The organism is Halomonas sp. 707B3, from assembly GCF_024158645.1.
Classification (GTDB): Bacteria; Pseudomonadota; Gammaproteobacteria; order Pseudomonadales; family Halomonadaceae; genus Vreelandella; species Vreelandella lionensis.
In genome coordinates, this window is record NZ_JAMZBE010000107.1 from 1 (window position 1) to 12,156 (window position 12,156).

At 55.2% G+C, this 12,156-nt stretch carries 12 protein-coding genes and 3 tRNA genes; 11 read left to right on the forward strand and 4 right to left on the reverse strand.

What is annotated here, in order from left to right; genetic code table 11:
- A partial coding sequence (locus tag BIS10_RS13415; RefSeq protein ID WP_253505903.1) for a YeaH/YhbH family protein occupies window positions 1-922 on the forward strand: 922 nt, incomplete at its 5' end.
- A 20-nt stretch (window positions 923-942) separates the two neighbouring features.
- Complete coding sequence (locus BIS10_RS13420; protein WP_083025745.1) at window positions 943-2,505, forward strand: SpoVR family protein; 1,563 nt, start codon at window positions 943-945, stop codon at window positions 2,503-2,505.
- A 76-nt stretch (window positions 2,506-2,581) separates the two neighbouring features.
- On the opposite strand, the gene BIS10_RS13425 is transcribed toward BIS10_RS13420, so the two are convergent.
- Entirely contained in the window at window positions 2,582-2,896 is a 315-nt protein-coding gene (locus BIS10_RS13425) for a high-potential iron-sulfur protein (RefSeq protein ID WP_083025743.1), read from the reverse strand.
- Window positions 2,897-3,148: 252 nt separating this feature from the next.
- Here BIS10_RS13425 and BIS10_RS13430 point away from each other — a divergent pair, with 252 nt between their 5' ends.
- Together BIS10_RS13430 and BIS10_RS13435 are read left to right on the forward strand one after the other, a co-directional pair.
- Window positions 3,149-3,424 (forward strand): Lrp/AsnC family transcriptional regulator, encoded by a 276-nt coding sequence (locus BIS10_RS13430; protein ID WP_044628486.1) that lies wholly within the window; start codon window positions 3,149-3,151, stop codon window positions 3,422-3,424.
- A 77-nt stretch (window positions 3,425-3,501) separates the two neighbouring features.
- Entirely contained in the window at window positions 3,502-4,350 is an 849-nt protein-coding gene (locus tag BIS10_RS13435) for a DNA/RNA non-specific endonuclease (RefSeq protein WP_083025742.1), read from the forward strand.
- A gap of 230 nt (window positions 4,351-4,580) precedes the next feature.
- On the opposite strand, the gene BIS10_RS13440 is transcribed toward BIS10_RS13435, so the two are convergent.
- The 3 genes from BIS10_RS13440 to BIS10_RS13450 form a co-directional block, all read right to left on the reverse strand.
- A tRNA-Leu gene (locus BIS10_RS13440) sits at window positions 4,581-4,667 on the reverse strand.
- A 47-nt stretch (window positions 4,668-4,714) separates the two neighbouring features.
- Window positions 4,715-4,801: transfer RNA gene (locus BIS10_RS13445), tRNA-Leu, on the reverse strand.
- Window positions 4,802-4,887: 86 nt separating this feature from the next.
- Window positions 4,888-4,974 (reverse strand) — tRNA-Leu (locus tag BIS10_RS13450).
- A 270-nt stretch (window positions 4,975-5,244) separates the two neighbouring features.
- Between BIS10_RS13450 and rnr the strand changes: the two genes are divergently transcribed.
- The 7 genes from rnr to dnaB all read left to right on the forward strand — a co-directional run.
- Window positions 5,245-7,629: a ribonuclease R gene (rnr, locus tag BIS10_RS13455; RefSeq protein WP_253505905.1), complete on the forward strand. Its 2,385-nt coding sequence runs from the start codon at window positions 5,245-5,247 to the stop codon at window positions 7,627-7,629.
- A 2-nt stretch (window positions 7,630-7,631) separates the two neighbouring features.
- Complete coding sequence (gene rlmB, locus BIS10_RS13460) at window positions 7,632-8,432, forward strand: 23S rRNA (guanosine(2251)-2'-O)-methyltransferase RlmB (protein WP_253505907.1); 801 nt, start codon at window positions 7,632-7,634, stop codon at window positions 8,430-8,432.
- A gap of 211 nt (window positions 8,433-8,643) precedes the next feature.
- Complete coding sequence (rpsF, locus tag BIS10_RS13465; RefSeq protein WP_044628490.1) at window positions 8,644-9,021, forward strand: 30S ribosomal protein S6; 378 nt, start codon at window positions 8,644-8,646, stop codon at window positions 9,019-9,021.
- Window positions 9,022-9,054: 33 nt separating this feature from the next.
- The gene (gene rpsR, locus BIS10_RS13470; protein WP_009097135.1) at window positions 9,055-9,282 is read left to right on the forward strand and encodes a 30S ribosomal protein S18; all 228 of its coding nucleotides are present in this window, start codon (window positions 9,055-9,057) and stop codon (window positions 9,280-9,282) included.
- A gap of 12 nt (window positions 9,283-9,294) precedes the next feature.
- Window positions 9,295-10,146 (forward strand): hypothetical protein, encoded by an 852-nt coding sequence (locus BIS10_RS13475; protein ID WP_253505911.1) that lies wholly within the window; start codon window positions 9,295-9,297, stop codon window positions 10,144-10,146.
- A 15-nt stretch (window positions 10,147-10,161) separates the two neighbouring features.
- Window positions 10,162-10,608 carry a 50S ribosomal protein L9 gene (gene rplI / locus BIS10_RS13480; protein ID WP_044628492.1) on the forward strand — a complete coding sequence of 149 codons (447 nt, stop codon included), beginning with the start codon at window positions 10,162-10,164 and terminating at the stop codon, window positions 10,606-10,608.
- A 156-nt stretch (window positions 10,609-10,764) separates the two neighbouring features.
- Window positions 10,765-12,156, forward strand: a 1,392-nt coding sequence (gene dnaB / locus BIS10_RS13485) for a replicative DNA helicase (RefSeq protein WP_253505909.1), incomplete at its 3' end; no start/stop codon positions are given.

Genomic DNA, 12,156 nt, shown 5'->3' on the forward strand with positions numbered 1-12,156 from the left:
GTTCTTGGAGTTTGTGTTCGACGGCTTGGAGCTGCCCCATTTGCAGCGCAAGCCGCTCAAGTCGCTGGAAGAGATCAAAATGGTGCGTGCAGGCCTTGCGCGGGATGGCGTGCCCTCACGCATTAGCATTACCCGCTCGATGCGGGAGGCCTACGCACGACGTATTGCCATGCGCGCGCCGATTAAACGCGCCCTGAAGGAGGCCCAGGAAGCGTTAGCGGCAGAAGAGCGCAAAGATCCGGTATTGCGAAACCCAGCACGCATCGTAGAGCTGAAAGCGGAGATTGAGCGGCTGGAGAGGCGTATTGAGGCGGTACCGTTTATCGATACCTACGACCTGCGCTACCACCAACTGGCCGCTCAACCGCAGCCTTCTAGCCAAGCGGTGATGTTCTGCGTGATGGATGTGTCGGGCTCCATGACCCAAAACCATAAAGACATTGCTAAGCGCTTTTTCTTACTGCTTTACCTCTTTTTAGAAAAGCACTACGAGAAAGTGGAGCTGGTGTTTGTGCGCCACCATACCGCCGCCAGGGAAGTTAATGAGGAGGAGTTTTTCTACTCCCGAGAAACCGGCGGCACCATCGTTTCCAGCGCGCTGAATTTGGTCAATAAGATCATTGAAAAACGCTACCCCGCCGGGCAATGGAACCTCTACGTAGCTCAGGCATCCGATGGCGACAACTGGGACGACGACTCCAATGTCTGTCGCGACCTGCTGGTAAAACAACTGATGCCCCAGCTGCAGTACTACGCCTATGTGGAGATCACCCCCCATGACCACCAGTCGCTATGGCACGAGTACGAAGCGGTAGCTACCCAGTTTCCCGAGCGGTTTGCCATGCGCCAGATTGTCGAGGCTGGCGATATTTACCCGGTTTTCCGTGAGCTGTTTAAGCGCCGCTTGAGCCAAGAGCGGTAGTGCGAGTTGAGGAGTGCGCCATGAGTGTAACCCGCAAGCCTATAGCGACCGGTTCTGACTGGAATTTCAGCGTACTGGAGCGTTTTGATGAGGAGCTCGCCAGGCTCGCCGATGAGTATCGGCTGGATACCTATCCCAATCAAATCGAGCTGATTACCACCGAGCAAATGATGGATGCCTACGCCAGCGTTGGCATGCCAGTGGGCTACCATCACTGGTCGTTTGGTAAGCAATTTCTCTCTGTGGAGCAGGCCTACAAACGAGGGCAGATGGGGCTTGCCTATGAGCTGGTGATTAACTCCAACCCCTGCATTGCGTACCTGATGGAGGAAAACACCCTGATGATGCAGGTGTTGGTGATTGCCCACGCCTGCTATGGCCATAACTCTTTTTTCAAAGGTAACTATCTGTTTCGCACCTGGACAGATGCGGAATCTATCGTCGACTATTTGGTGTTTGCCCGTAAATACATTGCCCAGTGCGAAGAGCGTCACGGCGTGCATGCGGTTGAGCAGTTGCTGGATGCGTGCCACGCGCTACAAAACTACGGCGTTGATCGCTACAAGCGGCCATCGCCTATCTCGGCCGAGGAAGAGGCCAAACGTCAGGATGAGCGTGAAGCGTACCTGCAGACACAGGTCAATATGTTATGGCGCACCATTCCTGAGCCACCTGCCGGGATGGCGCCTCTACCGGGAAGCTTGCACAGCGATGATGACCCGCTAGGCCTGCATAGCGGCGGCTGCTACCCCTCAGAACCACAAGAAAACTTGCTCTATTTTATCGAGAAGAACGCACCGTTGCTGGCGCCTTGGCAGCGTGAGATTGTGCGTATCGTGCGCAAGCTGGCTCAATACTTCTATCCTCAACGGCAAACCCAAGTGATGAACGAAGGGTGGGCCTGTTTTTGGCACTACACGCTGATGAACCGGCTTTACGATGAGGGCAAAGTAGATGAGGGACTAATGCTGGAGTTCTTACAGTCGCACGCGGCGGTGATCAACCAGCCAGGGTTTGATAGCCCTTATTATAGTGGCCTTAATCCCTACGCGCTGGGGTTTGCCATCTTCATGGATATTAAGCGTATTTGCGAAGCGCCGACGGCTGAAGACCGCGAGTGGTTTCCCGATATTGCAGGTAGCCCCTGGCGGGAAACCCTTGAGTTCGCGATGCGCAACTTTAAGGATGAGTCTTTCATACAGCAGTTCTTGTCACCTAAGGTGATTCGCGACTTAAAGCTGTTTTTAATTGTCGATGACGACCAGGTAGAGATGCTTGAGGTTGCTGCTATTCACGATGACCGTGGCTACAAACGCGTACGTGAAGCGCTTTCAAGCCAATATGCTCTGTCGGTGCGTGAGCCGAATATTCAGGTGGTAGAAGCTGCCATTCGCGGTGATCGCTCATTAACGCTGCATCACATTCAGGATAGTCGTCGGCCACTGGGGAGAAGTGTCTATCCGGTGATTCGCCATTTACAGCAGCTGTGGGGCTTCCCTGTACACTTGGTATCCATGGAAGATGGGAAAGTCACCCGCCGTTATCACTGGCCGGTAGAGGAAGAAAGCAAAGGGGCTGGCTAAAAACAGTGACCCCGCGCAGGGCGCGGGGTCATGGATATCGCAGTAGCCTAAGGTTTGCTTACACCTTGGGGGTTGCTTACGCTTTGGCCGTCCACGATTGGCACCAGCCTTCCGGTGCAACGCTGTTTTCTGGGAAGAGTTGGCAACCCTCTGTTTCCGCATTGAAGAACATGCAGTTGGAGCACTTCTCACCTTCTTCATAGGCGGGGTGGTCGCTGGCTTCGCTGGCCACTTCGACGTAGTTAAGCGCCTGTGCTGTGGGAGAAGAGGGATCCAGACGCGGCAGTTCCTGAGCAAATGCAGTCTTCGACAGAATGCCAGCACCAAACGGTAGGGCAGCGAGGCCTAGCACACTATTACGCATGAACTTACGACGGCTCTGATTAGCCATGGTGTCTCCTTATCGTCACGGTCTGACGTTTTGCTACGGTTGTCGGGTGGTGATCCACCTCTTAATACTCCGACAAGTCTTATAAATCGGAGGTCTACGGTACATGCTAGCGCATGCTCAAAATTAGTGCGAATAACCTTATAAATAGCGCGACAATTAGCCACGCTGTCAGGCAGCGCTTGGCCGTACCTAGCAGGCTGCTATACTCGCCCCGTAGCGTGATATCCACAAGACATGATTAGTGAGGGCGCCATGCAAAACGCAGTGATCTTGATTAATACCGAAAAAGGCCAAGTAAAGGCAGTGGCTGAACGCCTAGCCGATGTGGAAGGGATCAGCGAAGTGTACTCCACCTGCGGCCGTTACGACCTAGTCGCCATTGCCCGCACCCGCGATTTTGAGAGCCTAGCGGAGCTGGTGACCGAGCGCCTAAATGCCGTAGAAGGGATTAGTGATACCGAAACGCTGAATGCCATGCAGGTTCACTCTCGTCACGACTTGGAAACCATGTTTTCACTCGGCTGGTAACGTTAGCTACCTACTAAAAAACATACTGGTCTATCTAAAAAGCTTGTAGGGGAGTGACTCCGTTGGGGAAATCGCTTGTGCACTGGCGTCGTCAGGGGCGACGCCTGGGCATCGCTGTGCTGTTTGTAATAGTGGGAACCGGGTTATGGGAATTCCAGGGGCGCCAACATCAAGATGCCTATACCTGGCAAGGCGTGCCCACTTGGGAGGAGTTTCGCCCCACCACGTTTCATCGCGTTTTACGCAACGATGGCTTTTTAGCGGGATGGTCGGATGTTCGTGTCGGTGCGCTATGGGTGAGCTATCAAGTGAAGGCCGTACCGGACAATACCCGGATCGGCGGGCGGCCCAACTTTCAGGCTGACTGGCGCACGCTATGGCCGGTGGATACTGATAGCTACTCAGGGAGCGGCTACGACCGCGGGCATCTGGCGCCTAACTACGCTATTGCTGCCGTGCATGGGCGTAGTGCGCAAATCGACACCTTCTTAATGAGTAATATGGCTCCGCAGCGGCCCAACTTAAATCGCCAACTGTGGCAGCGTTTAGAAGAGTCGGTGATGGACCACTTCGCGCCGCGTTTTGAGCGCTTACAGGTGATCACCGGGCCGATCTACCCTGAGCGCTTTATGGATAACGTGTTTAACCGCGTCGGCTTTGTGGAAGTGCCCCAGGCGTTCTACAAAATTATCGTTGCGCCTCACGACGAAGCGCCTTTAGCGCTGGCATTTATTATGCCCCAAGACGTCAGAGGCAATGAGCCGCTGGATGACTACCTCGTCACCATTGATGATATCGAAGCGCAAACGGGACTGAACTTCTTTCCTGACTTAACCCCTACCATGGAAGCCGTGCTAGAAGGCGAGCTGCGGACACAAGGATGGGCGCTGGAAGAAATTGCTCGCCGCCCTGGGCGCTATCAATAAGCACGGAGATGCATTAACCAGCAATCACGGCGGGCGAAGCCGCATTAATGTTTCGCCCGCTTGACATGTTTGGCAAGTAAGCTAAAGCGGTAGGGTGCAATCGCAGTCATGAAGATAAGACGCAAAAAAGCGCCATACAAAGATGGTTCTCTATTAAGAATAACTCTGAGCGAGGCATTTATTGAATATCTATTAGGAAGATAAAGAGTGATGCGGACGGGACCATAAAATGGTGCCCAGGAGAGGACTTGAACCTCCACGTCCATACGGACACTAGCACCTGAAGCTAGCGCGTCTACCAATTCCGCCACCTGGGCGCATCATTCTTTTTACAACTAAAACAGTTGTAGCGTCTGTATTCGTATGGTGCCCAGGAGAGGACTTGAACCTCCACGTCCATACGGACACTAGCACCTGAAGCTAGCGCGTCTACCAATTCCGCCACCTGGGCGAATACAAACTAACTGCTTTCACATCTACTTCTTGCTTGCCGCTGCACCTTACGACTTCATGAAAAGGGGATAACATGAAGTGGTTTGGTGCCCAGAAGAGGACTTGAACCTCCACGTCCATACGGACACTAGCACCTGAAGCTAGCGCGTCTACCAATTCCGCCATCTGGGCAAGTGGCGCGTATGATACCGAGGCCGTGGTTAAATGCAAGCCCTAAGGCGCTTTTTTTAATACTGAAATCGCATTAATGCGGTGTTAGGTGGTTGGGTGATTGAACGGGCAGCGCTATACTGCGCCTATGACCAAACAAAACATGACATGCTTCAGCTTATTAGCAGCTGACAACGGCGCTAACGCCGTCGAAGACAACTCCCACCCGCAGTGCACCACGCCTGCGCTAACTGTCCGCCTCCCGCAAACGCTATCAAGGATGTTGATCGCATGAAGTATTGGACGTTGAGTGATGATCCGCACGCCGAGCGCGAGGCGCAAAAGTACGATAATCCTGCGCCCAGCCGCGAATATCTACTGGCTGCCTTAGAAAGCTACGGTAAACCGATTACTCATGAAAACATGAGTAGAATGCTGGGCATTGAAGATGAAGACCACCTAGAAGCCATTCGTCGGCGCATGGCGGCGATGGAGCGCGATGGTCAAGTGCTGCGCGACCGCCGTGGTGCTTACGCGCTGATTGATAAGCTAGACCTAATAAAAGGCAAAGTGCTGGGCCACCGAGATGGCTTTGGCTTTGTGCTCCGTGATGACGGTAAAAAGCCGGACTTAGTACTGCCCCCGCGCCAAATGCGCCGTGTGTTCCACGGTGACCATGTGCTGGTGCGGGTTAGTGGTCGTGACCGTCGTGGCCGCGATGAAGCAACCATTGCTGATGTGATTGCGCGCAATACCCAAACCATTGTTGGCGTATACCGCAGCAATACGCCGGAGTTTGGGGTGCTGATTCCTGAGAATCCACGCATCACCCAAGAAGTTATTATTCCCCATACGGCTAGCGCCGGCGCCAAAGACGGACAGGTGATTTCTGCCAAAATTGTGCAGCAGCCTGCGACCCGTGTGCAGCCGGTGGGCGAAGTCATCGAAGTGCTGGGTGAGCGTATGGACCCCGGCATGGAAATCGATATTGCGATTCGCAGCTACGACATCCCTGCCGAGTTTCCGCCAGAGGTGCTGGATCAAACCAGCGAAATCTCTGCAGAGGTCTTGGAGGAGGATAAGCAGCATCGCGTCGATCTGCGCGATATCCCGCTGGTCACTATCGACGATGAGTCCGCCAAAGACTTTGACGACGCGGTCTGCGCTTGGAAAACCAAGTCCGGTAGCTGGAAGCTGTTGGTGGCGATTGCCGATGTTTCCCACTATGTGCGCCCCGGCACCGCGCTGGATGATGAAGCGCGCACGCGAGGTAACTCGGTCTACTTCCCCGGCCAAGTGGTGCCGATGCTGCCAGAGCTGCTGTCGAACGGCTTGTGTTCATTGAACCCGCACGTCGACCGCTTGGTGATGGTATGCGAGATGAATATCTCCAAGACTGGTGCCATCAGCCGCTACTCGTTCTATGAAGCTGTCATGAACTCCCACGCTCGCCTCACCTATAACAAGGTAGCGGCGATGTTGGATGGCGAGAGCGAAGAAGGAGAGACGCTGCGTCGTGAGCATGCTGAGCTAGTCAAGCCACTGCAAAACCTGCACGAGCTATACGGACTGCTGCGTTCCGCCCGTGAAGAGCGCGGAGCGATTGATTTCGATACCACTGAAACGGCGATCATCTTTAACGATGAGCGCAAGATCGAAAAAATCGTGCCGCGTACCCGCAACGATGCCCACAAGCTCATCGAAGAGTGCATGCTGGCCGCCAACGTTGCCACGGCACGTTTCTTGGATAAGCATGACTTGCCTGCGCTTTACCGTATCCACGAGCGGCCTACACCTGAGCGCCTTGATAAGCTGCGTCTGTTCCTCAGTGAACTGGGCCTCTCGGTAGGCGGTGGTGATATGCCGACGCCGCAGGATTATCAGGCACTGCGGGAAGCCATTGTCGACCGCCCGGACGCCGATATTATCCAGACCGTCATGTTGCGCTCGATGAATCAGGCGGTCTATTCGCCGCAAAATGAAGGACACTTCGGCTTGGCGTACCAAGCGTATGCTCACTTCACGTCACCGATTCGCCGTTACCCGGATCTACTGGTTCACCGCGCAATACGTTCGGTCATTCGCGGTCCGCGTCAGACCAATACGGTGGTACGGGTAGAGGGAGCGCCGGTTGAGCCGCCGAGCAAGTGGTGCCCGTATACCTTCGAGCAGATGCTAGAGCTAGGCGAACACTGCTCAATGACCGAGCGGCGCGCGGATGAAGCGACCCGCGATGTCGAGAGCTGGCTCAAGTGTGAGTTTATGTCGGATAAGCTGGGCGAAACGTTCGATGGCACGATTGCTTCTGTAACGCAGTTCGGTCTGTTTGTTCGTCTGGACGACTTCTATGTAGAAGGCCTAGTGCATGTCACCTCGCTGCCGTCGGACTACTATCATTACGAAGCCGAGAAGCATCGCCTAAAAGGGGAGCGCACGGGGACTACGTATCGCTTAGGCGACGGTTTGACCGTGCAGGTAGCGCGTGTCGATATGGATGACCGTAAAATCGACTTTGGCCTCGCCGACGATAAGCCACGCCCGCGCCGCCAACCGCGCAAGCGCCGTGGTGAGAGCGGCGGCCCGAAAGCCGCTGCCGTAACCGATAAACAGCCGACTCGTCGTGGCCCGCGCCGCACTCGGAACGGCCCGCGTAAACCATCAGCGAAAAAGGGTTGAGCATGAAGTCGTCGTCATCTCGACGTAACCCGCGTACTGCCGCCATTCGCACGCCGGATGGCTTGGACCAAGTGTATGGTGTTCACGCGTTAGAGAGCCTGATCGAACGCGGTGAAGCCCCGCGCGAGCTTTGGGTTCAGCAGGGGGCGGGCAACCGCCTAAAAGACGTGGTAGCAAATGCCCAGGCAAGCGGTGCGCGTATTAAAGAGCAGCCTCGCGAGGTGCTTGATCAGCTCACCCAAGGTGCGGCACACCAAGGCGTGGTGGCGTTTTGCACGCCATTAACGCCGGAAGGCGAAGAGTCGTTATGGCTGAAGTTGCGCGCCTGGCAAGCGCCTACCCCGCCGCTACTGCTGGTGCTGGATGGCGTCACCGATGTGCACAACTTCGGTGCCTGCCTGCGAAGTGCCGATGCGGCTGGTGCCCATGGCGTGATTGTCGCAAAAGACAAAGCAGCACCTTTGAATGCCACGGTCAGAAAAGTCGCCTGCGGTGCTGCGGAAGTCGTGCCGGTGTATCAGGTCACTAACCTTTCCCGCACCTTGGCCAAGCTCAAAGATGCGGGCGTTTGGATTACCGGCACCGCCGGTGAAGCAGAAGCCAGCGTGTTTGAGATTGATATGACTGGCCCCACCGCGTTGGTGATGGGGGCAGAAGGGAAGGGCATGCGCCGTTTGACCCGCGAAGCCTGCGATAATCTTGCCAAGCTGCCTATGGCAGGGCAGGTGTCGAGTCTTAATGTCTCGGTGGCTACCGGTATTTGTTTGTTTGAAGCCGTTCGTCAGCGGCAGCTTGCAAGTTAGCGGCCAGCCCACTAGAATGCTTGCGCCCGTTTATTCATAAGCGGGCGTTCGTATTGGTAAGTGACTTATACGATCAACAGTTCTGCTTGATGTCCTGTCTCGGCTGTTCGCGGCCAACAACGGGCATTTCAGTTAACTCCTTGCTTCCCTGTCGCGGTTAAGGCATTTGCCCTAACGCACACCGGAAGCTGCCAAACCGCAAGGAGATTCCATGCGTCATTACGAAATCGTGTTTATGGTCCACCCGGATCAGAGCGAGCAAGTGCCAGCTATGGTCGAGCGCTACACCAGCATCGTTACCGAAAACGCTGGTACTGTGCATCGCCTTGAAGATTGGGGCCGTCGTCACCTGGCTTACCCGATCAACAAGATCCACAAAGCCCACTACGTGCTGATGAACGTTGAGTGCACCGGCGAGACTCTCGAAGAAATCGAGAACATCTTCCGTTTCAACGACGCCATCATCCGCAGCCTGGTTGTTCGCTGCAAAGAAGCGATCACCGAAGCTTCCCCGATGATGAAGCCGGCAGAAGAAAAGCGTCCGCGTCGCGAAGAAAAACCGCGCGCTGAAGCTGAAGAAACTGCCTGATTTTATCCACCGCACGTTTTAAGGAGCTAGTCCATGGCACGTTTTTTCCGTCGCCGTAAGTTTTGCCGCTTCACCGCTGAAGGCGTCAAGCAGATCGACTACAAAGATCTTGACACGCTGAAGGCTTACATCACCGAAACCGGCAAGATCGTTCCGAGCCGCATCACCGGCACCAAAGCACGCTATCAGCGTCAGCTGGCGACCGCTATCAAGCGTTCACGCTACCTGGCACTGCTGCCCTACTCCGATAGCCACCAGTAAGCGTTTAACGTGATGCTGGCACTAGCAAGATGGCTGATGCGTGGCACGCCCTATGCCGCAGGCGGGGCAGCGCTAGCAGCGCTAGTGCCTTGGCTGTTTTGGCTAGGTGCTGCCATCGCGGCGTTAGTAACCTTGCGCAAAGGGTTCGCCCCAGCGCTTCCGGTGATTATCGCTGCGGCATTACCAGCAGGTTTTTGGTGGGTTCAGGGTGACGTTATTCCGCTGGCGAGTGTGCTGTTAGTGACACTCATGGCGGTCATTCTGCGCGAGAGGATGCGTTGGGGCGAAACATTGATCGTTGGCACCTTAGCGGCCGCGGCAATGGTACAGCTTGGCATCTTCAGTCCACCGGGTGGAACCGAGCTAATGCTAGAGCAACTGCGGGAGAGCTCAGAAGAGATCGACCGCATGCTCACAGAGTTTGCAAACCAAGGAATTGACACGCCTACCCTGGCAGCCACAGTAATTGGTGGTGTAACGGGGTTAGTGGTCCTGTTAGCGGCCATCGCATGTTTGGCGCTAGCACGCAGTTGGCAGGCTGGGCTTTATAACCCAGGCGGCTTTCGTGAAGAGTTCCATACGCTGCGCCTGACCCCTAAAGAGCTCGCTATTTTAGTGGTGCTTGGGGTGGCGGGTATGGCGTTGGGTGCGCAGGCGCTGGCAATGCTTAGTTGGATTCCGCTGCTGATAGCCGGTATTGCGTTAGTGCATGGGTTTATTGGAATTAAGGGGATGAACGGGCTGTGGCTGGTGGCATTTTATGTGCTGCTGATCACGACCTGGCCCACGATTCTCATTGTGCTGCTGTTGGGGCTGATTGATACATTCGCGAACGTTCGCGCACGCCTTGCCCGCAGCAATTGACAAGAGGTTTACGAGATGGAAGTCATTCTGCTCGACAACATTGGTAAGCTGGGCGGCCTGGGTGACAAGGTCACTGTTAAGCCTGGTTATGGTCGTAACTACTTGGTGCCTTACGGTTTAGCTGTACCGGCTACCAAAGAAAACGTTGAAGCGTTTGAAGCGCAGCGTGCAGAGCTTGAAGCTCAAGCCGCTGAGCGTAAAGCAGAAGCCCAAGCACGTGCTGAGCAGCTTAACGACATCGAACTGTCGTTGGTTTCTAAAGCGGGTGATGAAGGCAAACTGTTTGGTTCTATCGGTCCGCGTGACCTGGCCGACGCGATCTCCTCTGCTGGCATCGAAGTTGCCAAGAGCGAAGTCCGTATGCCGCAGGGCCCGATTCGTCAAACTGGCGAATACGACATCGACCTCCACCTGCATGCAGAAGTGGACGCCGTTGTACGCGTGGTTGTTGTCGCCGAGTAATTTTTCTCGACAACGCTAACGCCTCAAAGGGCGCGGGATATCCCGCGCCCTTTGTCTTTTTTAAGCCGCTGCTGACGAGTCGTGCTAGTGGTGTGAAGGAAGCTGCCCGGCTAAGATAAGCGCCGTTGGCAACGCGTTACTTTTAAGGAGCTCGCTATGCAGGACCAGCCCTCTGCTGATCAGGAAACGGCGGCGCTTAAGCTGCCGCCGCACTCGCTAGAGGCGGAGCAGTCGGTGTTAGGCGGGCTTATGTTGGACAATCAGGCGTGGGACAACGTCTCTGAGCGCTTGGTAGCCGACGATTTTTATCGTTATGAGCACCGGTTGGTGTTCAATGTCATGATTCATCTAGCGGAGTCAGGGCAGCCGCTAGACGTAGTCACGCTTTCCGAAGCGCTGGAAGCCCGTGACCAGTTAGATACTGTAGGTGGGCTCGGGTTTTTGGCAGAGCTGGCCCGCAATACACCCTCAGCCAGCAACATTCGCGCCTATGCAGATATTGTTCGCGAACGCGCCACGCTGCGTAAGCTGATTCGGGCAGCCAATCAAATTGCTGAAGGGGCGTTCTCTCCGCAAGGGCGGCCCGCCGATGAGCTGTTAAACGAAGCCGAGCGGCTAGTGTTTCAAATTGCCGAAGAGCGGCCGAAAACCGGTGGCCCTATCGGCATGAGCGAGCTGCTCACAAAGGCCGTAGACCGCATCGATGAGTTGTTTAATCTCAAAGGCGAAATGACCGGTCTTTCCACTGGCTTTCGCGATTTAGATGAGATGACCTCCGGCCTACAGCCTTCTGATTTGGTGATTATTGCCGGTCGTCCTTCTATGGGTAAGACCACCTTCGCCATGAATTTAGTAGAGCATGCGGTGATTGCCAGCGATAAGCCCGTCATGGTGTTCTCTATGGAGATGCCCGCCGAATCGTTAATGCTGCGTATGCTCTCTTCGCTAGGGCGCATTGACCAAACGCGGGTCCGCTCGGGGCAGTTAGAAGATGAGGATTGGCCCCGCCTTACCTCAGCGGTGAATCTACTTAAAGACAAGCAGCTGTTCATCGATGATACCGCCGCGCTCTCACCCAATGAGATGCGCTCACGCTTGCGCCGCGTGGTACGCGAGCACGGCAATATGGCGCTGATCATGATCGATTACCTTCAGCTGATGCAGATCCCAGGCTTTTCTGAAAACCGCACCGGTGAGATCTCTGAAATCTCCCGCTCACTCAAAGGGTTGGCAAAAGAGTTTCAGTGCCCGGTTGTGGCGCTTTCGCAGCTGAACCGCTCGCTAGAGCAGCGCCCCAACAAGCGCCCCGTGATGTCGGATTTGCGCGAATGTGTCACGGGAGACACGTTGGTCATGCTGGCTAATGGAGAGCGACAGCCCATTCGCGAGCTGGTAGGGCAAACGCCTAGCGTTGTCTCGTTAGGGGAGAACGGTAGGCTCCATCGCTCCGCCACGGATCTAGTGTGGTCAGTGGGTGCCAAACCTATATTTGAAGTCTCCCTCGCTAGTGGGCGGCGTATTCGTGCCACTGCTAAGCATCGCTTAAAA